Raw genomic sequence first — 24117 nt, 5'->3', positions numbered from 1 at the left:
ATGAAACCCAATCAAACCACATACGGTCTTCCTGATGAACAAGGACATTTTGAAGAGTTTGGTGGGAGGTATGTACCGGAGACACTCATACCTGCCATTAATGAGCTGGAAGAGGTCTATGCAACCGCAAAGAACGACAGGAAGTTTCAAGCCGAAATTGAACATCTTCTCCGAGAATACTCAGGCCGGCCGACCCCCCTTTATCACGCTGAGAGAATCTCGGAAGAATTGGGATTTGATGTTTTCCTGAAGCGGGAAGATCTAAACCATACCGGGGCTCACAAGATCAATAACACGGTTGGTCAAATCCTACTGGCCGAGCGGATGGACAAACGCCGGATAATCGCAGAGACGGGAGCAGGTCAACACGGCGTAGCCACAGCCACGGTGGCGGCACAATTTGGATTGGAGTGTGTGGTCTATATGGGTGAAGAAGATATGCGCCGGCAGGAACTCAACGTCTTCCGAATGGAGCTTCTGGGAGCTGAAATCCGGCCCGTCTCTGCAGGGAGCAAAACACTGAAAGATGCAATAAACGAAGCCATCCGAGACTGGGTCACGAACGTGGAGACGACCTACTATCTCATTGGTTCCACGGTGGGCCCTCACCCGTATCCCATGATTGTAAGGGATTTCCAATCCATTATTGGCAGAGAGACCAGGGCGCAGTTCGTTGAGATCGGAAGGAAGGAGAGTCTTCCCGATACTCTTGTTGCCTGCATAGGAGGTGGAAGCAATGCCATAGGATTGTTTTATCCTTTTCTTAAGGACAAGGTCCGAATGGTGGGCGTGGAAGCAGCCGGGCTCGGATTGGACTCGACCCATCATGCCGCTACCCTGACCAAAGGGACCTTTGGCGTTCTTCATGGGTCAGCCAGTTTTGTGCTTCAGTCTGATAACGGTCAGATCACTCTCCCCCATTCCATCTCAGCGGGCCTCGATTATCCCGGTGTCGGTCCCGAACACAGCTACCTGAAAAAGACGGGCCGAGTTGAATATCTCTCTGCCACAGATGAGGAAGCCGTGTCAGCCTTTACGTGGCTTTCGGAAAAGGAAGGCATCCTCCCCGCCCTGGAAGCTGCCCACGCCCTCAGTTTTCTGCGCGATGCAGAAAACGGAATCAAGCCAGAAGAAAATGTTATCGTATGCCTGTCAGGCCGGGGAGATAAAGATGTTCAGACAGTTGCAGAATACCTGGGGAGAAGGCTGTGAACAGAATCGTGGAACTGTTCAAAAGGCCTGGGGAAAAACTGATACCCTATTTCACTGCGGGGTTTCCCGCTCTGGAGACCACAACGGAACTGGTACTTGCAGCGGAACGAGCAGGGGCGGACATGATTGAACTGGGGATTCCCTTCTCTGATCCGATTGCAGATGGGCCTGTTATTCAAGCATCCAGTGAGGTTGCGTTGCAGAATCACGTAACCGTCACTTGGATTCTCGAACAGGTCGAGACACTACGGCGTACATCTGAGATTCCTCTCGCCATCATGGGATACATTAATCCCATTTTGAATTACGGGCCACAAGCCTTCGTCTCAGACTGTAAACAAGTGGGAGTGGATGGACTCATCGTTCCCGACCTTCCTCCCGAAGAGGCAACGGACTTTGTCTCCCTCTGCAAGTCGAACACCATCTCGCCCATATTGCTGATTGCCCCAAACACACCCAATGACCGAATCCTCAACATTTCTGAAATTGCGGGAGATCTGGTCTACTGCGTCTCTATTCTGGGCATAACAGGCGGAAAAATGGGTAGAAAAGAAGCATTGAAATCTTACCTACTTCGAGTAAGGGAGAACAGCGTCAGTCCCTTTGTCACCGGGTTTGGCATCAAGACTCGGAGGGACGTCATAACCGTTAACCAACTTTCAGATGGTGCCGTGGTGGGAACTGCTCTTATCCGCAGAATCGAAGAATCCGATGATCCCTTGACAACGGTTTTCAATTATGTACAAGAACTGAAGGGCGTAGCATGACGACCATTGGAATTCAAGGTGGAAAAGGTAGTTTTTGCGACGGAGCTGCAACCATTTTTGCCAACAACCACGGTATTGAGGACGTGAGGATGAAGTACCTTGTTTCATCAGAAGCCGTGCTGGGTGCCGTGGAAAATGAGAATGTAGATTTCGGAATCTTCGCCATGGAAAATGCCCAGGGCGGAGTTGTCATAGAAAGTGTGGAGGCATTGGCCCACCATCGATGCGAGATAGTTGAGATGTTTTACATTCCTATCAGCCAAAATCTTCTGGGCAAGAGGGGTGTATTCATCGGTGACATTACAGAGATTCACTCTCATCAACAGGCTCTGCTCCAGTGCAGAGATTATGTTGCGGAGCATTTCTGGACACGTCCTCTCATTGAAGAAGACGATACTGCTGAAGCAGCAAGACGGTTAAAGGAAGGAAAACTCCCTGAGACGGCGGCCGTTGTCGCTCCCAAAGCATGCGCAGACCTTTACGGTTTGGTCCTTCTTCAGGAGAATATTCATGACCTGAAGAATAATCTAACCCTCTTTGTCGGAGTTAAGAATTTCAAGCAAGACCAAAATGACTAGTATAGGTATTATCGGGTTTGGAAGGTTTGGAGGAGTTCTGGGAAAGATCCTATCAGACGACTTCAAGGTAAAGGCTTATGATGAGAAAGTCCAAGACGAGCAATTCGGTGTTGAAATCACAGGCATCGACACAGTATTGAAGGAGAAATCCATTTTTGTCGCTGTCCCCATCCGGGCGTTTAAAGAGGTAATCCTGGACATCTCACCCAGGTTGTCAGGAAGGACAACCATCCTGGATGTTTGTTCGGTGAAGGTGTATCCCGCAACCGTGATGAAAGAGGCACTTCCGGATCATATCGGGATTATTACCACGCATCCTCTTTTCGGGCCCGATTCCATTACCAGGCCCAAAGGATTGACCATGATGATGCATCCAACAAGGGACAACTATGACATGTTTCCTTTCTGGAAAGAATACTTTGAATCCAAGGCTATCAAGGTCGTAGAGATGACCCCTGAGGAGCACGATCGGTTGGCAGCCAGAACGCAAGGGGTTACGCACTTTGTCGGCCGTGTCCTGAAGGAAGCCGGTGTGGAACCGACCGAAATCGATACGCTGGGCTTCAGAGACCTTCTGCATGTCATCGATCAGACCTGCCACGACAGCTGGGAACTGTTCACAGACCTTCAGAACTTCAATCCATACACCCTACCGATCATCGAGACGCTGGAATCAGCCATTGAGACCATTCGGGGTAAGATCATAAGGAGAGATTAGTATGCTTGTTGTTATGAACGTAACCGCCACCAAGGAACAAATTGAACGAGTCAAGGAACGGATCAAAGAACTGGGATATAGTCCCCACGAGATCCCTGGACGGACCCGGCTGGCCATCGGAGTTACGGGCAACAAGAATACCGAAGACCGAATATATCTCGAAGGATTGCCGGGTGTTTTGCAGGTTATCCCTGTCACCAAGCCTTACAAGCTTGCCAGTCGTGACATGCACCCGGAGAATTCCGTCATTGACGTCTGCGGGGTGAAGTTCGGAGATGGCAACGTGGTCATGATAGCAGGACCGTGCGCCGTAGAGAGCCGCGATCAAACGCTGCGCATCGCTCACCACGTGGCGAAACAGGGAGCCCAGATGCTCCGTGGTGGGGCTTACAAGCCCAGGACCTCCCCTTATTCCTTTCAGGGGCTCGGTGAGCCTGGTCTGGAAATCCTTGCGGAAGCACGAGATCAAACAGGTTTACCGATTGTTACGGAAGTCGTTGATCCGGGGACAGCAACCTTGGTGGACCAGTATGCTGACATGCTTCAAATCGGTGCCCGGAATATGCAGAATTTCACCCTTCTGAAGGACGTGGGAAAGGTGGGAAAACCTGTCCTCATGAAACGAGGAATGAGTGCCACACTTGACGAGACCTTGATGTCTGCAGAATACCTAATGTCCAGCGGCACACCCCACGTTGCGATTTGTGAACGGGGGGTTCGAACGTTTGCCAGCCACGCCCGGAATACACTTGACATCAGCATCATACCGGCCTTGAAGGAGGTGAGCCACCTCCCCATCATTGTGGATCCGAGTCATTCCAGCGGTCATCGATATAGTGTGATCCCTCATGCCCTTTCTGGAATCGGAGCCGGCGCCGACGGTCTCATCGTGGACGTGCACGACCGCCCGGAAGAAGCCCTCTGCGACGGTCCTCAAGCTTTGCCGCCCGAACAGTTTTCTGAACTCATGGGATTAGCAAAAGGTGTCTGTAAGGCGCTGGGAAAGAAGATTGGTAAAGAGCATGAAGAAAAAGTCCCAACCTATGAAGATATCGGGTGAATTAACATTTCCGGGAGACAAATCCATTTCCCACCGGGCCTTGATACTTGGCACCCTCACAAATGGGGAGAGCACCATCGACAACTGTTCCAACGCAATCGATGTGGAATCCACCCGCCTGTGTTTGCAGGAGTGCGGCGTTCCATCCGAAAGGGTTTTGAGCCGCATCACCATACTGGGGGGCGGACTCAAGCGGCCAGATCATCCCCTGAATTGCGGCAATTCCGGAACCACAGCCAGACTGTTGACGGGCCTTTTGGTGGGACAGGGGGTTGCCGCTACCCTGGTGGGAGATGAGTCGCTCAGCCGCCGGCCCATGGGCAGAATAATCCGCCCCTTGCAAATGATGGGGGCGACGGTTGAAGGCCGAAACGGTCATCTCCCACTGCGACTAAAAGGAAAGACACCTTCAATGGGAATAAAATATCGCCCTCCCGTTGCCAGTGCCCAGGTAAAATCTTGCGTTCTCCTGGCAGGATTGGGCGTGCCCGGATCGACCACCGTGATCGAAAGAACAAAAACCCGGGATCATACAGAAATCATGTTGAAAATTCTCGGCGCGGATATCACCACAACAGATAATCACGTCACCGTTTTCCTCCTTCAGCGTCCCTTTAAACCCTTTCACATAAACGTCCCTGGGGATCCCTCCACAGCAGCATTTCTCGCTTCGGCGGCTGCGGTGATTCCCCACTCTGAGCTAATCTTGAGAAGCGTCTTACTAAACCCTACCCGGACGGGATTCTACGATGCCCTGAAAGAAATGGGAGCGGGAATACAATTACTGAACAAGCGCGACGAATACGGAGAAACCATAGGAGACCTCAAGATCACCCATAAGCCCCTGAAAGGGATTTCCCTTGGGGGGACAGAAATCCCTCGAATGATAGATGAACTCCCGATTCTCGGTGTCTTGGCAACCCAGGCCGAAGGAACCACCGTGATTCGTGACGCCATAGAATTGAGGGTGAAAGAAACCGATCGCATCAAGGCCATCTGCACCAATCTACGAAGAATGGGAGCGCATGTGAGTGAACGTGAGGATGGATTTGTCATCCGTGGCCCGACACCCCTTCGGGGCGCCTCTATATCGACGTTCGACGATCACCGGGTAGCCATGGCCTTTACCATTGCAGGACTCATAGCCCAAGAACCGGTGAAAATGGACAATCCGGAAATCATGAGCGTATCATGCCCGGACTTTAGTGACCTGTTAAGGAAAGTCATTTCATAGAGACCCAAGAAAACCAACTGCCATGAGGAACTTCGCCGTCGTGGGAAACCCCCTGGCTCATAGCTTGAGTCCCTCCATGCACAACTGGGTATTCCATGCATTGGGACTGGACGCCCAATACACGAAACTCGAGATCACGGAAAGGGCGGTCCCAGAAATTATGGTAAGTCTGAGGGATGGGAACCTGGACGGCGTCAACATCACCATTCCCTTCAAGGAAACAGTCATTCCCCACCTCGATAAGCTGAGCCGGGAGTCTCAACTCATCGGAGCCGTGAATTGTGTGGCGAGAGAAAACGGCAGGCTCACGGGTTATGATACAGACTGGTTGGGATTCTCAAGATCACTTAAGGAGAACGGGATTGATGCCGAAAGCAACTCCTTTGTTCTGCTAGGGGCAGGAGGTGTAGCACGAGCGGTGCTATTCTCCCTCGTCTCCGGCAGAGCAAAGGCGATCCGGGTGGGGAACCGGCATCCCGAGAAAGCTGTTGAACTCGTATCCCTCTTTTCGAAATCTTATTCAAAGACCCACATCGAGGCCTTAGATCCTGAACAGATGGAACCTTGCCTGAAAGAGAATGTGGTCATCATCAATTGCACACCGGTGGGAATGAGCCCCCATACCGATGATTGTCCCCTACCTCCAAATCTCATCCATCCGGGTCACACCCTGGTGGACGTCATCTATACGCCCTTATCGACAAAGTTCTTGAAAACGGGAACGATGGTAGGGGCGAAAACAGTTGACGGACTCGACATGTTCATTCACCAGGGTCTGGCTTCCCTGGATCTTTGGTTTCTCGCCCGCATATCTCAGCGAGTGGATGTAACCATGCTCAAGCAGTTTCTTGAGGATCAGATATGATGCAAAAAATTCACTTCTTAACAGCGGGGGAGTCCCACGGAAAAGGGTTATTGGGTATCATAGAAGGAATCCCCGCCGGGTTGGAAATCAGTGAAGACTACATTGCCTATCAATTGGCCCGGAGGCAGAGGGGCTCTGGCAGAGGAAAACGAATGAAAATTGAAAAGGATCGGGCGGAGATATATTGTGGGGTTCGTCACGGCAAGACCCTGGGATCTCCCATCGGTCTAATCCTGCCCAACAAGGATTGGGCAAACTGGAAACGGAAAATGTCCCCTGAACCTGTTGAACGGGAGATTGTCAGAGTGACCCTCCCCAGACCGGGTCATGCCGATCTCGCAGGGCTTCACAAGTTCGATTTCGACGATATCCGCGACGTGCTGGAACGGGCCTCTGCCAGAGAAACGGCCATGCGAGTTGCTCTGGCGTCCACATGCAGGAAACTCCTAAAAGAGGTGGGAATCGAAATCGGCAGTCGCGTAACTCGGATCCATGCAACCGGCAGTCGCGTAACTCGGATCCATGCAACCAAAGACACATCTCCCATCCCAGAGGGTATTTCACCGGAAGCGTTGAGTGAATTGGCCGACGGATCCCCGGTACGGTGTTTGGACAAGAAAGCCGAGGAAGGCATGATTTCAGCAATCGACCATGCCAGGAGAAATGGAGACTCAGTGGGAGGAACCTTCGAAATCATCGCCACGGGACTTCCTTATGGCCTCGGGAGTCATTCACAGTGGGACAAGAAGATCCACGCCCGTATTGCTGAAGCGATTATGTCCGTTAACGCATTCAAAGGGGTCGAAATCGGGTTGGGGTTTGCCCAAGCTGGCCGGTTCGGGAGTGAAGTCCATGACGAGATCACCCATGATGGTACTCGGTTTCAGCGAACATCGAACAATGCCGGCGGAATCGAGGGAGGTATGACCAATGCTCAACCCATCGTGATCAGGGCGGTCATGAAGCCCATCCCAACCCTGATGAAGCCGCTGCGATCCGTCGACATTCAAACCAAAGAGCCCAAGCTCGCCTACAAAGAGCGGACAGACGTCTGTGCAGTTCCCGCCGCCTCCGTAGTGGCCGAAAGTATGCTCTGCTTTGTCCTGGCTGACGCCCTGTTGGAAAAATTTGGGGGCGATTCGCTGGAACAACTTCGAGGACACATGCAAGTGAGCGCGAGGTATTGAGACAGGTGGCAGTCCCGAAGGATCCCCGAAAAGATCGGGACCGCCGCCTCTGGCGGGACAAGCAGTCGGGATCTCCGACCCGAAAATGTCCAGGATTTCCAGCCTCCCCTCTGGTTTGGCCAGCCTGCCCCACGTTGCAGGTGGCTGGCAGGCGCTACGCTTCGATTGGCAGTGGCAGGAAGAAATGACCTCAAGCAAGAAAAACATCTTTCTCGTAGGGATGATGGGGAGTGGCAAGACTTCCATCGGACGAGCTCTGGCTGAGCGACTAAGCATGACCTTTATCGATACCGATATCATCATAAGGGAACGAACCCAGAAGTCCATCACCAAAATCTTCCGCGAATGGGGTGAGGAGCGATTCCGGGAACTGGAAAGGTCCCTTCTTGAAGAAAAGGCCAGAGAGAACAATCAGGTCTTTTCCACAGGTGGAGGAATCGTCCTTGACAAGAATAGCCGAAGAATTTTGAGGGACCGGGGAATCACAGTATTATTGGAGGCCTCCCCCCGTGCCCTTGCGCTGCGAATAGGAAATCCAACCTCTCGTCCTCTCTTGAAACAGGCAAAAGATGCCAAGAATCATCTCGCTCAGATTTGGAAGGAGCGCGAGGAAGCGTATCGTTCCGTGGCAAGCCTCACTGTGAGTACCGATGAAATGACGCATGATGGCGCCGTGGAGCTGATTATCCGGCACATAAGGAAGAGCCGTGAAAATCATTGAAGTCAGCTTGAAGGATAGATCATATCCCATCTGGGTCAAGCCTGGCCTTCTGGATCAGATTCCTCAGCTTCTGGCCTCATACCGGAAACGCAGGTGGGTGGTCATCACACAACGCTCCGTGAAGGACATGTGTGACGGCACCTTAATAAAAACACTGGCTTCGGCCGGAGTTCGCGCTTCAACCATAGTAATTCCCGAAGGTGAAAATGCAAAATCTCTTTCTCAGGTGGAGTCTATGTATCAGCAACTGACAGAGCTGGACTGTGATCGATCCACCCTGCTGGTTGCGTTCGGAGGAGGCGTGGTTGGAGACATCACCGGTTTTTTGGCGGCCACCTATCTTAGAGGCGTCGATTATGTTCAGGTTCCCACCACCCTTTTGGCCATGATAGACTCGGCCATCGGGGGAAAAACGGGGGTAAACCTTCCCCAGGGAAAGAATCTGGTGGGGGCCTTCTATCAGCCGGAGGGCGTTGTCATAGATCCCAACCTGGTGGAATCACTTCCTCACCGGGAAATGGTCTCAGCCATGGCAGAGATGCTAAAATACGGTGCCATCCGAGACAGGAACTTCTTTGATCGCGTAAGTGAGAACCTCGATTCGATTGTCTTGAGGGAGGACGATACCATGCTTACGGAGGCCATCGCCCGTTGCTGTGAAATCAAGGCAGAGGTGGTTTCACGAGATGAGCAGGAAAAAGACCTTCGGCGCATTCTCAACTTCGGACATACGATTGGACATGCTCTGGAAACAACCATGGGATTTGGCGTTTTGAAGCACGGTGAGGCTGTTGCCTACGGTATGATCCTCGCCGGGAGTATCTCCCGGGATCTGGGACACTTGAGTGATGAAGATTTCTACCATCTGGAATCTGCCGTTCGCAAACTCCCCTTGCCGGAACTGGGGGAAATAGATTCATCATCCTTGTTGGAGACCGTCAAACGTGACAAGAAGGCAAAGGGGGGTAAACTTCATTTCGTTTTGTTGCAAGGCCTGGGTCATGCCATCATTTCCGATCAGGTGGTCGATCGTCATATAATTCGAGCGTTAGCATCATTATGAATATCCTTGTCATTAATGGCCCCAACTTGAATCTTCTTGGCACCCGGCAGCCGGAAATCTACGGAACTGAGACGCTGGAAGAACTGATGGCTTGGCTAAGTGAGGGCCCGGCCGCTCCGGGCAACAATTTCAGATTCTTTCAATCCAACCATGAGGGAGATATCATAGATACCATTCACCGGGAGCGGACCTGGGCTGATGGGATCCTCATTAACCCAGGTGCCTTCGCACACTATTCTTATGCCATTCGGGATGCCATTTCCGCTGTGGGTACTCCGGCTGTAGAAGTTCACCTTACCGACATCCACCAGCGGGAAGAATTCCGGAAAAGATCGGTGATCGTGTCGGTCTGCATCGGACAGGTTTCGGGATTGGGTAAAAAGAGCTATCTGGAAGGTCTGAAGAATCTCCTGAATTACATCTCCGACTAACCCGCGAGACTTACCGACTCGGCCTGACAAAGGTTACGATTCCTCATCGTTATTTCGCAAACCGCTCATATTTCTCAGGCGTCGGCTTCGTTGCCAGGCTCACCACAACAAGCAGAACCACCGATACAATAATAGCGGGGATCACCGCATCTACGACAGTGCCTTGAGGAAACCCCAGGGCCTTTGGCACTGTTATCGAAAGTCCGTAATTCTTCCAGACAACAGTCATAACAGTGCCGGACACAATAGAGCTCAAGGCCCCAGGTGTCGAGACTCGTTTCCAGAAAAATGCTGCGAGAAGAGCCGGCGTAATGCCCGCTCCATAGATAGTATAGGCATACAGTGCCACCGCGAGAAATCTCTCATCTAATGTGGAAAGGTAGTAAGCCAAGACTCCAAGAACGATAACCACCACCCGTGACAAAAGAACGATTTCGCGATCCGAAGCATCTGGTTTGATGAACCGCATGTAGATATCGTTTACTACGCTGGTGGAAGGGACAAGGAGGTAAGAGTCAGCGGTAGAAACCACGATGGCCACGATAGTTGCAAGCATAATAGCCCCGAAGAAGACGGGCAAATCAAAAAAGGCGGCATTTAATATCACATGTCCAGGGTTTTTCAGATGTGGATGAAGACCTGTGGCAAAAAAGGCATTCAAGATAATGACTGTTTCCACCACAGCGACTCCAAGAACCAGCCAAATGACCGCCCGGCGGGCGGTTCCTTCATCTCGAGCTGAAAAGAATCGTTGATACATATTGGCATCCCCGAGCACAAGAAGAAATGCCGGTAGTAGTAGACCGATGATTTCGATTCCCGATAGCCGTCCGAAAAACTGGAAATGGTCTGCTGGAACAAGTTCTCTCATGCCAGAAAAACCGTGGGTCTTGATCATCAAGACGGGAAGACAAATGATGAGACCTAAGGTCATCAACACACCGTTGACAACATCGGTATAAACCACAGAACTCATCCCTGCTAATGCGGTATAGGCAATGACGAAAATAGCGGCTATGATCACAGCCACTTGAGGGTCAAGTGCCGGATAAATAAGGTGTAGTACTGCCCCTCCGGCACGAAATTGATACGAAACGATGGTGATATACGCAGTGACAACGGTGATGGTGCCAAACACCCTCGCATATTTGTTATATCTGGCCTCCAAGATGTCTGGAACCGTAAATCCTTCAAAGCGACGGGCCCTTCCAGCTACGGCCGACAGAACAGCAATCCCACCGACTCCTGCCAAGGGAAGAATGAGAGCCGCCACTCCCACTTCATAGGTCTTCTCTGCATTTCCGAAAATACTACCTGTCCCAATCCACGTGGCCAGCAATGTTCCCAGCAATACGAAAGATGGGACGTTCCGACCTGCCACCATAAAGTCGGCCTTCGTCTTAACCTTTCGGCTCCGCCAAGCCCCCACCACAATGAGAGCCAGAAGATAGAGAATGATTGTCCAGAAATACATGATCTTCAATTCATCATAATTGCATGTCCCGGTATTGCCCGATAGACATATGGACAAAGCTAACTTGACAGGTGAGAATGAAACCGACGAAGATCATTTTTCTAGCAAATTGGACGGAAGTTACCTTCGTGAGACAGCAATTTCAACAGGTTCCCCTTGCACACCAGACGCCCGGCCAGTTAACTTGGCCTGAACTTATGATCAGGAACTTATTCTTTCGAGGAGTGATCATTTCTGTGACGGGGATAATGAGCTGTCACTCATCCCTAGAGGGCAAGAAGATGAACCGACTGGCAGAAGAGAAAAGCCCCTATCTCCTACAACACGCAGATAATCCCGTGGACTGGTATCCTTGGGGAGAGGAGGCATTTGAGGCAGCCGAGAGAGAAGACAAACCAATTTTTCTCTCAATAGGCTATTCGACCTGCCACTGGTGCCACGTAATGGAGCACGAATCGTTCCAGGACTCCGCCACGGCTGCTCTTATGAACGAATACTTTATCAGCATTAAGGTCGACCGAGAAGAACGTCCTGACATTGACAATATCTATATGACCGTATGTCAAACCATGACGGGCCGGGGAGGCTGGCCGCTGACCATTCTCATGACACCTGACAAGAAACCGTTTTTTGCCGGGACTTATTTCCCCCGTGAAACCCGTTTCAATCAGATGGGCATGAAGGAGCTTATCCCGAAAATAGGAGATATCTGGAGGAACGACAGAGGGAGATTAGCTGACAGGGCCGAATCGTTTGTGGATGAATTGAAACGTCGCATCTCGCCTGTCGGGACCGACCTTCTCGATGAAGAAATTCTTAATGAGGCTTTCACTCGATTTTCCCAACGGTTTGATGAGGACCGTGGAGGTTTCCAGGGCAGAACTAAATTCCCAACCGCCCATAATCTGTCCTTTCTCCTCCGCTACTGGAAGAGAACGGGAGATTCAAGGGCTCTCCACATGGTGGAGAAAACGTTGAAGGAAATGCGATGGGGTGGTATCTACGATCACGTGGGATTCGGTTTCCATCGATATGCGACGGATCCCGAGTGGCTTGTTCCCCATTTCGAAAAAATGCTCTACGATCAGGCAATGAACGCCATCGCTTATCTGGAAGCTTATCAGGCCACGGGAAAGGAAGCATATGCTAACACAGCCCGGGAAACCTTTGCGTATGTCCTGCGAGACATGACTTCACCCGAGGGCGGATTCTACTCGGCAGAGGATGCAGACAGTGAGGGAGAAGAAGGAAAATTCTATCTCTGGACACTGGATGAAATTGAAAGCATACTTGGCCACCGTGAAAGCTCCATGATTGCGGAAATATATAATATCTCCGAAAATGGCAACTTCCGGGAGGAAGCGAGCGGCCAGAAGCGAGGGAAGAACATAGTGCATCTTCAGGGGTCCACGGCTGACCTGGCGGCCGAATACGGGCTGAGTGAATCGGAACTTCGGAACCGTCTTAATGCGGCCCGCGAAAACCTGTTCCAGGCGCGAGAGAAAAGAGTGCACCCTTTTAAAGATGACAAGATTCTCACGGATTGGAACGGACTGATGATTGCTGCACTGGCCAAAGGGGGACGAATTCTTGGAAACGACGAATATGCCCATGCGGCCAGGTCGGCAGCAGATTTCATTCTTGACGTTCTCAAAACCTCAGAGGGATACCTTCTGAAAAGATATCGGGATGGCGTAGCCTCCCTCCCCGCCCATCTGGAAGACTACGCATTCATGGTCTGGGGACTGTTGGAACTGTACGAGACAACGTTCGAAGTCTCCTATCTTCAACAGGCTGTGGAACTGACAGACACGATGATCGCTCTCTTCTGGGACGAGGAAGAGGGTGGTTTCTTCTTTACGTCGAGAAACGGGGAAGAGCTTATCGTGAGAACCAAGGAGGTATTCGATGGTGCGATTCCTTCGGGAAATTCAGTAGCTGCCCTTGACCTCCTCCGCATCGGAAGGATCACGGGGAGATCCGACCTGGAAGAGAAGGCGGCTGCAATCGGAAAGGTATTCTCTTCTCAGGTCAAGAGGTATCCTCCTGGACACTCGCAGCTTCTTCTGTCGGTTGATTTTGGACTGGGACCTTCATATGAGATCGTTATTGTGGGTGACCTGGACGGAGACGACACCGCAAGAATGCTCCAGGTGGTACGGGCGCAATTCTTGCCGAACAAAGTCGTTCTGCTTAAATCGAGCAATGGATCAGGAACTCAGCTGGCGAAACTGGCTCCTTTTACGGAAACCCAGGTTGCCGTCAACGGGAATGCAACGGCGTACGTCTGCCAGAATTACACCTGCGATTCTCCAACTACGGATCCAGACGAAATGCTCAACGCGCTAAGATGAACGACCCCCTGCCCCTTCCATCGGTTCTTTCTCTTTCATAAGTCGACAATTTCATCTAATATTGAAGTAAGGCTAATTGAAAACTTCCCTCGGTCGGTGTCGGCGGTTTTGGAACCTTCAATAAGAATAAATGGGAACTGAACTCCGGGTAAGGAAAACAGGCCTTCCCCGTCCCAAGTGGTCGGGGTAAAGGAAGTTTGATCTATCCGGGAGGTGCCCACCGTGAAAAAAGCGCGTTCCTAAAACGCCCCCGTCCGGGGGGTTTTCAATACTGGCTATTCGGCATTCAGAGACCCATCCCTTGAGATCGCCTGTACGCGCTTGAGACTGGCCTCATCACCGCGTATGGTAAGATGTACCCCATCCTCTTCATAGCGGGTTTCCAGAACATCCACATTCTGAAATACGGAAGAAATCTCCTTTCCAAGCTTGTGGTCAAAGACAACGGTGGTGGTCCTATATGACCTTTCCATAGTGTTCTGAATTCTGATCAAGAGAGCGTCCAGTCGCAGGTGATTCAGGGCTGAAATGAAGACCGCATCGGGAAATCGAGACTTCAAAGCCCGAAGAATTTGAGAGTCCTCGATGAGATCGATCTTATTCATGACCAAAAGGGAATTCTTCTTGTGTGCTTCTATGGAGATCAGAACTGAGCGAACCGTCTGGAGATGCTCATCCAGTTGCCGATTTGACACGTCCAGCACTATGAGGAGTAGATCAGCTTCCAGAACTTCCTTGAGCGTGCTTCGAAAGGATGCGACAAGCGCGTGTGGGAGCTTCCGGATGAATCCCACAGAATCGCTCATTAGGATCTTGTGACTGGAATTGAGCACAAGTGATCGCACTGTGGTATCGAGAGTGGCGAATAACTGGTCCTCAACGGTAACCTTTGAGCCTGTGATCGCATTCATGAGAGTCGATTTGCCCGAATTCGTGTATCCCACAAGCGCTACCCGGTATATTCCTCTGCGCCGCTTGGATTGAGTCTCCCGCTCACGGTCAATTCTGGCCAATTCGCCGTGAAGTTTTGCGATTCTGTTACGGACCATGCGGCGATCCACTTCAATCTGAGTTTCACCCGCCCCGGCCCGGGTGCCGATACCACCCATCTGCCTCTCAAGGTGAGTCCATAACCTCGTGAGGCGTGGCAACAGGTATTGCAGTCGCGCAAGCTCAACCTGTGTCTTCGCCTCGCGGGTCCTGGCATGTTTTGTAAAAATGTCAAGGATGAGACCTGTGCGGTCAATGACTTTGACACTGGGGGTCAATCTCAAGAAATTCCGTACTTGTGACGGGGAGAGTTCGTCGTCAAAACAGACAATATCCACATCAAGCTCCGTGGCTTGATGGGAAATCTGTTCGGCCTTCCCTTTTCCCACGAAGTACCTGGAATTGATCCTGTCACGCTTCTGCACGATTCTGCCAACAACTTCAGCACCGGCTGTGACTGCCAGAAGTTCCAGCTCGTCCAGATGTTCTTTCATTATTTCTTTCGACATGCCAGGGTGGATGACACCCACAAGAACAGCCCTTTCCCTCTCCTGCGAACTCCCCACCGCTACGATCGGCTCCTTTCCCCCTTTACTCTTCCCACCCAGGTCTCCGCGGAAAGCACCGCCAGAGCGGCAACCAGGAACAGCCGCCAGAGTTCGGTTCCCCACCTAGCCGCGATTACGGCGGCCGGAGCGTTCTCATCCGATCTCACGAGCCTGGTCCTGTCCGAGGGGAAAAAACTCAACAATTCTTCTTCGGTGAGTCGTTTGGCTGGATTCTCAGCCGGAGACACATTTGCGACAAAGGATGAAACCTCCTCACCGTTTGAAAGAAGTCGATACAGGCCGGCCTCATCCACTTCATCCACCGTAACAAGCTCGCCCACGTAATCCGGCACGAGTTTCGTCCTTCTGCCCGTGGGACCTACAATCTCAAGCTGACCCGAGATGAACTGGCGCTGGAGGGGAATGTTAACCGTTTCCCCCACTTCTACAGACCTTCCCTCTGATTCACTTGCAGCGAGATAGACCAGAATTCGATGCAAGAGCGGAACGAAGAAACCCCGAAGAGGAAGATCCGTCCATTCTGGGTTCGGCAGTGCGGCAAATGCCAGCACTTTCGAGTAGGGTGTCCTTATCTCCATAAGCAACGGCTCATTGTTGGAGATGCTCATAATCACCTTGCCCTCACCTCCGTCCGCAATTTTCACATGCTTGAAGATCCGGGGCATCTCCCTGCTCAAGTTTATGGCCTGAAAATTGCGGAAGAGTGGATGTTTTGCGTCATATTTCGTTACTTCATGGAAAGAGCCCTCGGCCAGAACGGTCATTCCTCGCGAGTTGGGAAGAGAGAGACCCTCCACAACAGTCCCGTCAAAAGAGTTGGAGTATCTCTCCCCGAGAAACGCCATGATACTCCCTCCTTGTTTCGCAAATGCAGCGATCTCTTTGGCAATGGCAGGACTGAAATCCGCGGGATCGATGAGTATGAGAACGTCGGTTTTTTCCAGGGACACGGTACCGACCTCGTACGGATCCTGCTCCTCAAACTCGACGAAAAGAGAATCTTGGCTAATGGACGTCAGAGCAACTCGGAGGAGGGTAAGATGTTCTTGAGAAGGACCTAAAACCTTGCATCGAATTCTTGGAGGAATGGAGAATTGAAAAAATCTCCGGTTGTCAAGTTCGAATCCGTCCTCCGGAATCTCTACCACTCCACGGATCGATCCTGTACGGTTGGGGAACGCCTGGAAAACAAAATCTTTGGACTCCGAAGCGGGTAAGTCCGAGACCACCTGTCCAACACGATTTCCATCGAAATAGAGCTGGATCGGGACATTTTTCCGGAGCGCTCGGGCATGGTTTCCAATAGTGGCCTCCACAGAGACGAGTTGACCGAGAAGACGGAGCTGAGACTGCACATCTGCTGACAGGACGCTCAGGTTGCCCTCTATTTCCGGTTGAGGAAAAAGATAGAATCTCTGTGCAGATGATACCTCATAGTTCGTCGGAGATTCGGGTTCCCAGTGGCCGGGTGCGGTGGCTGGAAAGTCGCTGAGAATGAAGAATTCCTCATTCGCGATGGCACCCGTGCCTCTGGTCTCAATCATCGACTGGTTCAAAAGCTCCTCAACGGCCTGCCACAGATGGTCTCTCCCTGAAGTTTCATGAATCTCCGACAGAATATCCCTGATCTGCTCCACCGACTGGAATTCTCCTGAAAACCGTCTCTTGAAGGGTGTTGTTTGGTAGATGTCGGCCGACAGTTTTCCCTCGACCCTCTGCAAAGTTTTCAGGACGATCGATTTTGACCTTTTCAACAAACTTACACCTTCATATATGGCACCCATGGAACCGGAATTGTCCAGGAGGAAGCCCATCCTGGTGGACCTGTCTCCCACAGCCCAGGAGGGAAAATATCCCGTTTTCACCGGCCGGGAAAATACGAGTACCAGGAGAACTACGGCCAGAGTTCGAAGAAGTACAAGGAGCCACTGGCGCAATTTCAACTTCTTAATGGTATCGTGTTCAAGAGCTTTGATGAAGCGCACTGTACTGAAATTGACCGTCTGCGTACGCCGGGTGCTCACCAGATGTATGATGATAGGAGCCGATGCTGCGAGAAGACCCCAGAGAACCGATGGCGCAAGGAAACTCACGTGATCAGGCTCACCAAAGCTATGGTGAGTCCTGCTGAGAGCGGAATCATCACGTTGTCGTCGACGGGAGAGGGTACCAGTTCAACCACCGAAGCCACTAAGGCCGCCAGAATGGCAGGAAACTTCGGAATTCCAGGAACAATCACTGCCAGCAGAATGGCAATGGCCAGGAAGGTTGCGGTCCCTTCCACAGTTTTTTCTACGAGAGGCGTTCTCCCCCATCTCTTTCCCACCAGAGCGGCGGTGGAATCCGCGAGAGCCAGAAGCAATAGGGCAAACACCGCCGGATGCTTCTCAAAAATGAGTACTGTCAGGAACGAGCCCGTCAACGTGTATGTCGCCCCGGTAAACGAGTGGCTTTCATCCTCCCTCACCATCCTGCCGAAAATCAACCTGTACAGACGGGAAAAGAATTCGAATCTCATTCTCAGCACCTCACCCACCACTATGGTTCCCGTGAGAATTCCAAGCACCCAAAGCATTACATCCCGGTCGAGGAAAAACAGATAACTCAGCGGAAAAAGAGCAAAAGCGATATGCACTATCTTTCGGTAGACTTCGTTACGATAATCCATTGACGTGACCGGACCCTAGTTTTCCTCTGCACACTTCATGGGACTAGATTATTAACGACGCTTCGGTGCACCGGGTTCATCGTCCATCACTTTCTGTCAGGGGCGGTAAGCCGCTTGTATACGTCCTCCAAGTCGATGACGCTCACGATGAGGTCGATAGAGACCGGGTGATCAAGAATATGCCCTTCTTCCATGGATTGATCGAGAACAGTGTAGGGAACCAAATCCTCGTTTTGCCGATAGGTGACACGACCCACCTCGAGGTTCGCTTCGCGAAGCAGCTCCTCGGCCTTGGTGAGGCTCAAGCCAAAAAGCTGTGGTACCTGATAAAAATTGGGCGGTTTTCCCTGACTGACAATGAGCGTAAGTCCACTTTCCCGTCTCAAGTGATCCCCTGGTCTTGGGTACTGCCATTTAACAACACCCGTGGGTACTTCTATGTCAAATTCGGTGATGAGCGAATCGATGAGAAGACCACTTTCTTCGATTTCGAGCCGTGCACTTCGTAACGATTTTCCTACGACATCCGGTACCGGGACCATCTTTTCCTTCTCCGCGACCGTCAGACGAATCCTCCTTCCCGGTTTGACCTTCCGCATCGCCTTGGGATATTGATCGATGACCGTCCCCGGAGCATATTTATTTGTGAATTTCGTATCCCCCTTCAATGCTATAAATCCTTCCAGTTCGAGTCGCTCCCTTGCATCCGGATAAGGCAATCCCCTCACGTCGGGTAGGTACCGGTCATTACGATGGGAGACATAGGCCGGCATGATGATCTTGTCCAGCATCAGGATGAGAACAGCTGATAATCCCACAAAGGCAACCAAGTATCGGAAAAATGTTTTCATCCGGACCTTTCCAGAATCACGGCAAATACACCATCCAACCCATGATCCGGAGGATAGGTATGAAGAGCGCCTCGCTCATCAACATATCTGTCCGGAACAACGCCATCGGCTCTCAGGACGTCAAACCCTTCACTTTGTGCAAGGAAAAGATCTGCAACCTCCCAATTTTCTTCCTCTTCCAGAGAGCATGTGGCATAGACGATTAAACCACCGGGCTTGACAAAGTCCGACATGTGAGAGAGCATCCGGAGTTGAAGGGATTGCATCTCTTGAATATGACTTTTCCTACGACGCCACCGAAGATCGGCTCTCTTGGCCATGACACCTGTGCCTGAGCAGGGAACATCCAGGAGAACCCTGTCGCCAGCAGGGAACTTGTCCAGAACGGCATCTCCTTGAGAAATTTGAATTGAATCCAGTGCCAACCTTTGAATATTGTCGACCAGGAGACTCAGCCTCGCTTCATCTACATCGTATGCGCAGATCTCCCCTTTGTTTCCCAATCGCTCTGCCAGGTAAGTGCTTTTCCCCCCGGGCGCCGCACAGACGTCGAGGATCCTGGACTTTTCGTCAGCATCGAGCAACAGGACTACCAGTCCTCCTGACATATCCTGAACCGAAAAATAGCCCGACTCAAATTCCTGTGTGTGTCCCAAACGGGCCAACTTGTCCACATCGTAGAATTCGCCAAGCGACTCTTTTCTCGTCCAGCGGACATTTTGTCGATTCAGAAAACGCTCGAAATCCTTCTGGCCAACTTTGAGACAGTTTCGCCGAACGGAAAAAGAAGGAGGACGATTATTCCAGGTACAGAGTTCGCGCGTCTTCTCAAATCCGAAACTCTGAAGCCATCGCTCAATCATCCATTCAGGATGTGAAGTAATCCTTGATATTTTTTCCGGAGAATCATCAGCTCTTAGTTCCTCTGGCCTCGGATAATCGGTGGACTGGATGGTGCGAAGTAGAGCGTTCGCCACACCTGAAGCTTTCTCATTGACAGCCCTTCTCGCCAGAGTCACAGATTCGTTCACTACGGCATATCTGGGGACACGACTCCTGAAAAGGATCTCGTAGGCACCCAGCCGCAAAATGTTCCTCAATCTGTACTCCATCTTCTGGAACCTGCCGCGGTAACGCTCTGAAAGCAGGGAGTCCAGATAACCTCTCCAACGGGTGGTTTCTTGAACAAGATGGGTGATGGTAGGATAATCTTCCCGGGCGAGTTTGATTGAGCGGAAATAATCATTAATTGTGCCTGAGAGGCGCCGGTTCTGGCGGTCAAATTCGGAGAGGATCATAACGGCGTGCCACCGTGAATCCGGGCTATACGCCAAGTCGTTCACCCTCAGACAGGAAGGATCCGAGAAGAAAGTCTCGAGCCGGCATGCGTCTTTTCCCCTCCAGCTGAACTTCCTGAATTTCGAGACTGTCTTTCGAGCACGAGACGACGAATCGATCCTGCTTCACCAGAACAATTTCACCGCAACTTGAGGTCGTCATTCCTGAGATGATGGATCGGAACAGCTTCAGTCTTCTGCCTCTGAGTACCGTGTAAGCCCCCGGGACAGGCGATAGGGCCCTTATCTGGTTCCTGACTTCTCGAGCGGGTCGGTCCCAATTTATCCTACACATATCCGGCCTTATTTTCGGGGCCTTTGTGGCAAGTGAAGAATCCTGGGGAAAAGGCCCATGATCCTGAGCGTCAATTCTCCTGATGGTTTCCACGAGGAGGGACGCTCCCAGCTGAGACATTCTCTGCGACAGAGATCCAAAATCGTCATCCGGAAAAATGACGACCTCCTTCTTCAGGAGAATGTCCCCCGTGTCAACGCTTGGAGACAGAATAAACGTTGTCAATCCCGTCATTGAATCACCGTTCATTAAGGCCCACTGAATAGGCGCAGCTCCCCGGTATTTGGGTAAAAGTGACCCGTGAAGATTTACGCAACCGTACTCTGGAATGATGAGAAGTTCGGGGGGGAGAATCTTGAAGGCCACAACCACGAACAAGTGGGGACGGACCTCCATGAGTTCAGAAACAAGTGAGTTATTCTTGAGAGAATCCGGCTGAATCGTGGAAATATTATGTTTCCTGGCAAACAGGGCAACGGGAGTCGGACTGGGATTTCTGCCCCGACCCTGTTGTTTGTCAGGATTTGTCACCGCGGCGACAACCTCGTGCGTCAGAGAATGGAGACGTGCGATGCTTGGAATCGCGAAATCGGCGTTCCCCATGAATACAATTCGCACGGGATTTTGTGAACTCTTGGAAACTAAACCGTCTTCCGCTCGGCGGATTCGTCCCGGTTGGCAGTCGCAATCTCTCTGAGCTGATTCTTAAGTTGCTTCCGGATGACCGGACTGACGCGATCTAGAATGAGCCTGCCATTGAGGTGGTCCATCTCGTGCTGGATCACTCGTGCCAACAAACCCTCAAGTTTCTCTTCATGATCGGCGCCTGAAAGATCTTCATAGCGAAAACGTATTCCTTCTGAACGGGAGACATCCACTCGAATTCCCGGAACACTGAGACACCCTTCCTCCATGACCGATTCCCCCCACTTTTCCAGAATCTTCCCATTTATGAAGACGAACGGGGAATCAGATTCCTCCGTGTGGCTAATGTCAATGACACAGAGGTTGAGATTGACGTTAACCTGATTGGCCGCGAGACCGATGCCATCTTCTTCATACATGGTGTCAAACATATCGTCCACAAGGATTGACAGTTGGGAAATATCCTCGACAGATCTCATTTTCTTCCTTAGGATCGTTTCTCCGTATTTCACAACGGGAAGAACGGTCATCACTTTTGTCCTGGCGGCACTTCTTTCTGGGCAAAACCCGAAATGGATGATTTGGTGACATGGAGTGTGACGTTCTTAGCCACGTTCAGAACAATAACAGAGTCCTTGTCCTTAAATCCAGCGATCGTTCCGAGAATTCCACCCGCCGTGACGACCCGGTCTCCCTTCTTCAGATTCTGAAGCATCTCCTTTTTCTTGCGTTGCTGTTTCATCTGGGGCCGTATCATAAGGAAGTAAATGATAAACATGATCAGGATAAAAGGAAGGAAACCAAATACACCTCCACCGGGAGTCTGATTCGTCTGGCTGAATAAAAAATCCACTTTTGTGTTCCTCCTTTTTCGGCCGCGAAGTTACACCTGGCCCCGTCGAAAATCAAGCCATTAGCCCGTGATCTTCTTTCTAAAAAAATCCCAATTCTGTTTCAACCCCGTTTGATGGGACTGAAACAGAATTGGGATTGAAAGGTTACCCCAATTGCCGGTAGCCGGCCTGGACCTTGAACTACCGCTTATAAATCCAAAGGAAGAAAAGTAGAGCGATTAGCCCGACAACCCCCTCCGACGCAAAACTACCCACAATTTCACCAAGGTTATTTATCACATTTGTCGTATCAGGAAACAGAATGTCGATTACCACAAAGAGCAAGATGAAAGCAACGGCCAAGTCAAAGATATCCCTCAACCATCCTGTGGTGTTTTTCATGGTCTCCCTTATTGATGCCATATGTGAATCCCCCTCATTGTTAACGACAATACTCTCGGACGCCTCACCATACCATACAAATGGCAGGTTTGGATCCTGTTGTCTATCCAGAAATAAAGGTCCATCCCCTCAAACGAGGGGACAAACGGACTATGCAACCAACTTTACGACCTGTATATCGCCAGAAAAACAATAAAGGAAATCAGTCCCACGACGCCCCAGTCGATGAAGCTGGAAATCAGATCGGCAACATTGTCGATAATCCCCGTGGTCTCGCCGAAAAGAAGATCCACGGCGAGAAAGATTAGCGCCAATGCCAATAGAAGGTTAACAATCTCCTTCGCCCAACCGGTGATCGTGGAGAACGTCGCCTGGATGCTAGCCATAGTAATTCCTCCTACTTAATTGGACAGCGGTGACCACCCCCCCGTCTGGGCAACAAGACTTAACACAACCAAGACTCCTTGGTGTTCAAAGAATTCTGCCCTGCGGAAGATTGATCAGTGTATTTCGAAACTCTAGCGTTGGTATGAACTTGAGCTCTTAATCGCTCCGAGATCAATAACCCCAACTCGAGAGTAATGGTAGCCAGATTTCGAGTAAATGTCAAGGAAAAAATGTTGTTTCTGGATGAGTTGGAGCACCCGGATGGAATGGAAAATCCAGACTAATGCATGGACAGTTGAAACCGTTTGATCACCAAACCAGTTGGTGTGTCCTGGAATGTCCACGCCACGTAAACCCAGTCCCCGAGGCGAACCATCCTGGGAATTCCGCTTCCTCGCTCGGGGTCGATGGTCCCCACAATCCTTTCTGAAGACAACCTTCCATCTGTTGAAACAGTTCTGACCATGACCCTTCCCGTGTCACCAGACAGTTCAACCCAACTTACAAGAGCACTGTCCTGAATCCATTCAAGGTCTACCCGCCCCAAAGGATATCCACCATCGACCCTAACAGGCTCTCCGAATGTTGCACCATGGTCAAAGGAAAATGCCACGTTCACCTGTGCATCACCACCCGGAGCGGTAAACCAAGCGACAGACAGAACATCATCTTCCCCTGCAAGTGCGGGACCGTTTACGGGACAGCCCGGGATCTTCCACCCGTCATCGTGAACGGTGACCGGATTTCCCCAAAAACCGTCAGCATGGCTCACAATTTGAATATTGCGAACTTCCTCTGCGCTACGATCCCGGTACGCAACAAGTGTTGTCTTTCCAAGGGTTAATGCTGAAGTGGGACAGCATTCGCACACTCTCCCGTCCAGCAATACTTCCGGACCCAGTTCCCTGCCGCCGGAAAGAGTTGTGGCAAAAAGAGCCATGTCACCTGAGTCGCTGCCCCTGGCCTCTGGAGCAAACTTCGTGTTCCTCCCGTCAAGCCACACCATGCCCAGGGAGCCGGACGGGAATACAAAAAACGACAGGAATCCATGCTCCGCAATGACATTGTCCCTGTGTGGCGAAATAGGTTGAGACCAACTGAATCCCCGGTCCAGGGAGTGGGAGATCTGGATATCATACTCATAGGACGCCTCGCCTTTCATGTGGAGCCAATGGGCAACGTACGTGTCACCGCTAACCTGATAGACTGATGGAAAATCCGCCCAGTTGACAAAGAGACGGTCACCTTCGAATATATCTCGAACAGGTCCCCAGGACTCACCCAGCCGTTCCGTCATTTTCACCGCATATGTGTCTCCCCCCTCCGGCTCCAGCCAGCTCAAGAGGAGGGATTCCTCCTCAGTGCCACTCGGCATGGGGTAGCGGCTCCCTGGATCACCCGGAGACGGTATTTCAAAAACTTCAAAAGAAGGCCCACCACAAGAGACAAGAACGATGACAAGGACCGCAGCGAGTG

Annotated in this window: 24 protein-coding genes; 12 read left to right on the top strand and 12 right to left on the bottom strand. The window is 51.2% G+C overall.

The window, feature by feature from the left end:
* The 11 genes from trpB (at window position 1) to aroQ (ending at window position 9836) form a co-directional block, all read left to right on the top strand.
* Window positions 1-1212 carry a tryptophan synthase subunit beta gene (trpB, locus tag V3U24_00655; GenBank protein MEE9165963.1) on the top strand — a complete coding sequence of 404 codons (1212 nt, stop codon included), beginning with the start codon at window positions 1-3 and terminating at the stop codon, window positions 1210-1212.
* A complete protein-coding gene (gene trpA, locus V3U24_00650; protein ID MEE9165962.1) occupies window positions 1209-1979 on the top strand; it encodes a tryptophan synthase subunit alpha in 771 nt (256 codons plus the stop codon). Before trpB ends, trpA begins: the two co-directional genes overlap by 4 nt.
* Window positions 1976-2557: a prephenate dehydratase domain-containing protein gene (locus tag V3U24_00645; GenBank protein ID MEE9165961.1), complete on the top strand. Its 582-nt coding sequence runs from the start codon at window positions 1976-1978 to the stop codon at window positions 2555-2557. The genes trpA and V3U24_00645 overlap by 4 nt, the downstream gene beginning before the upstream one ends.
* Window positions 2550-3275, top strand: coding sequence for a prephenate dehydrogenase/arogenate dehydrogenase family protein (locus V3U24_00640; protein MEE9165960.1), 726 nt, complete (start codon window positions 2550-2552; stop codon window positions 3273-3275). The genes V3U24_00645 and V3U24_00640 overlap by 8 nt, the downstream gene beginning before the upstream one ends.
* Before the next feature lies 1 nt (window position 3276).
* The gene (gene aroF, locus V3U24_00635; GenBank protein ID MEE9165959.1) at window positions 3277-4335 is read left to right on the top strand and encodes a 3-deoxy-7-phosphoheptulonate synthase; all 1059 of its coding nucleotides are present in this window, start codon (window positions 3277-3279) and stop codon (window positions 4333-4335) included.
* Complete coding sequence (aroA, locus tag V3U24_00630) at window positions 4298-5569, top strand: 3-phosphoshikimate 1-carboxyvinyltransferase (GenBank protein MEE9165958.1); 1272 nt, start codon at window positions 4298-4300, stop codon at window positions 5567-5569. The genes aroF and aroA overlap by 38 nt, the downstream gene beginning before the upstream one ends.
* Window positions 5570-5591: 22 nt before the next feature.
* Complete coding sequence (gene aroE / locus V3U24_00625; protein MEE9165957.1) at window positions 5592-6434, top strand: shikimate dehydrogenase; 843 nt, start codon at window positions 5592-5594, stop codon at window positions 6432-6434.
* Window positions 6435-6442: 8 nt separating this feature from the next.
* Window positions 6443-7621 (top strand): chorismate synthase, encoded by a 1179-nt coding sequence (gene aroC, locus V3U24_00620; GenBank protein MEE9165956.1) that lies wholly within the window; start codon window positions 6443-6445, stop codon window positions 7619-7621.
* An 85-nt stretch (window positions 7622-7706) separates the two neighbouring features.
* Window positions 7707-8342 carry a shikimate kinase gene (locus V3U24_00615; GenBank protein MEE9165955.1) on the top strand — a complete coding sequence of 212 codons (636 nt, stop codon included), beginning with the start codon at window positions 7707-7709 and terminating at the stop codon, window positions 8340-8342.
* Window positions 8329-9405 carry a 3-dehydroquinate synthase gene (aroB, locus tag V3U24_00610; GenBank protein ID MEE9165954.1) on the top strand — a complete coding sequence of 359 codons (1077 nt, stop codon included), beginning with the start codon at window positions 8329-8331 and terminating at the stop codon, window positions 9403-9405. Before V3U24_00615 ends, aroB begins: the two co-directional genes overlap by 14 nt.
* Window positions 9402-9836, top strand: a complete 435-nt coding sequence (aroQ, locus tag V3U24_00605; protein MEE9165953.1) for a type II 3-dehydroquinate dehydratase — start codon at window positions 9402-9404, stop codon at window positions 9834-9836. Before aroB ends, aroQ begins: the two co-directional genes overlap by 4 nt.
* 49 nt (window positions 9837-9885) lie before the next feature.
* Here aroQ and V3U24_00600 read toward each other — a convergent pair whose 3' ends face one another.
* The gene (locus tag V3U24_00600) at window positions 9886-11310 is read right to left on the bottom strand and encodes a sodium:solute symporter family protein (protein MEE9165952.1); all 1425 of its coding nucleotides are present in this window, start codon (window positions 11308-11310) and stop codon (window positions 9886-9888) included.
* Between the two features lie 281 nt (window positions 11311-11591).
* On the opposite strand from V3U24_00600, the gene V3U24_00595 reads away from it, so the two are divergent.
* A complete protein-coding gene (locus V3U24_00595; GenBank protein ID MEE9165951.1) occupies window positions 11592-13664 on the top strand; it encodes a thioredoxin domain-containing protein in 2073 nt (690 codons plus the stop codon).
* Window positions 13665-13939: 275 nt separating this feature from the next.
* Here the strand turns inward: V3U24_00595 and hflX are convergent, their stop codons facing one another.
* The 11 genes from hflX to V3U24_00540 all read right to left on the bottom strand — a co-directional run bounded on the left by hflX (window position 13940) and on the right by V3U24_00540 (window position 24016).
* On the bottom strand, window positions 13940-15220 hold the full coding sequence (gene hflX, locus V3U24_00590; GenBank protein MEE9165950.1) for a GTPase HflX: 1281 nt from the start codon (window positions 15218-15220) through the stop codon (window positions 13940-13942).
* A 2-nt stretch (window positions 15221-15222) separates the two neighbouring features.
* Window positions 15223-17316 carry a BatA domain-containing protein gene (locus tag V3U24_00585; GenBank protein MEE9165949.1) on the bottom strand — a complete coding sequence of 698 codons (2094 nt, stop codon included), beginning with the start codon at window positions 17314-17316 and terminating at the stop codon, window positions 15223-15225.
* Window positions 17313-17891, bottom strand: a complete 579-nt coding sequence (locus V3U24_00580; GenBank protein MEE9165948.1) for a hypothetical protein — start codon at window positions 17889-17891, stop codon at window positions 17313-17315. The genes V3U24_00585 and V3U24_00580 overlap by 4 nt, the downstream gene beginning before the upstream one ends.
* An 86-nt stretch (window positions 17892-17977) precedes the next feature.
* Window positions 17978-18742: a PASTA domain-containing protein gene (locus tag V3U24_00575; GenBank protein MEE9165947.1), complete on the bottom strand. Its 765-nt coding sequence runs from the start codon at window positions 18740-18742 to the stop codon at window positions 17978-17980.
* Window positions 18739-20076: a 16S rRNA (cytosine(967)-C(5))-methyltransferase RsmB gene (gene rsmB / locus V3U24_00570; protein MEE9165946.1), complete on the bottom strand. Its 1338-nt coding sequence runs from the start codon at window positions 20074-20076 to the stop codon at window positions 18739-18741. The genes V3U24_00575 and rsmB overlap by 4 nt, the downstream gene beginning before the upstream one ends.
* The gene (gene fmt, locus V3U24_00565) at window positions 20066-20977 is read right to left on the bottom strand and encodes a methionyl-tRNA formyltransferase (protein ID MEE9165945.1); all 912 of its coding nucleotides are present in this window, start codon (window positions 20975-20977) and stop codon (window positions 20066-20068) included. Before fmt ends, rsmB begins: the two co-directional genes overlap by 11 nt.
* A gap of 38 nt (window positions 20978-21015) precedes the next feature.
* Window positions 21016-21549, bottom strand: coding sequence for a peptide deformylase (def, locus tag V3U24_00560; GenBank protein ID MEE9165944.1), 534 nt, complete (start codon window positions 21547-21549; stop codon window positions 21016-21018).
* On the bottom strand, window positions 21549-21872 hold the full coding sequence (yajC, locus tag V3U24_00555; protein ID MEE9165943.1) for a preprotein translocase subunit YajC: 324 nt from the start codon (window positions 21870-21872) through the stop codon (window positions 21549-21551). The genes def and yajC overlap by 1 nt, the downstream gene beginning before the upstream one ends.
* 181 nt (window positions 21873-22053) lie before the next feature.
* Window positions 22054-22254, bottom strand: a complete 201-nt coding sequence (locus V3U24_00550; protein ID MEE9165942.1) for a hypothetical protein — start codon at window positions 22252-22254, stop codon at window positions 22054-22056.
* A 164-nt stretch (window positions 22255-22418) separates the two neighbouring features.
* Window positions 22419-22640 carry a hypothetical protein gene (locus V3U24_00545; GenBank protein ID MEE9165941.1) on the bottom strand — a complete coding sequence of 74 codons (222 nt, stop codon included), beginning with the start codon at window positions 22638-22640 and terminating at the stop codon, window positions 22419-22421.
* A gap of 281 nt (window positions 22641-22921) precedes the next feature.
* Window positions 22922-24016: an exo-alpha-sialidase gene (locus tag V3U24_00540; GenBank protein MEE9165940.1), complete on the bottom strand. Its 1095-nt coding sequence runs from the start codon at window positions 24014-24016 to the stop codon at window positions 22922-22924.
* Window positions 24017-24117 lie beyond the last annotated feature (101 nt).

Source organism: Candidatus Neomarinimicrobiota bacterium (genome assembly GCA_036476315.1).
In the GTDB taxonomy this organism is placed as follows: domain Bacteria; phylum Fidelibacterota; class Marinisomatia; order Marinisomatales; family S15-B10; genus JAZGBI01.
The sequence above is the reverse complement of the archived record's forward strand: the minus strand, read 5'-3'. Positions and strand labels throughout refer to the sequence as shown.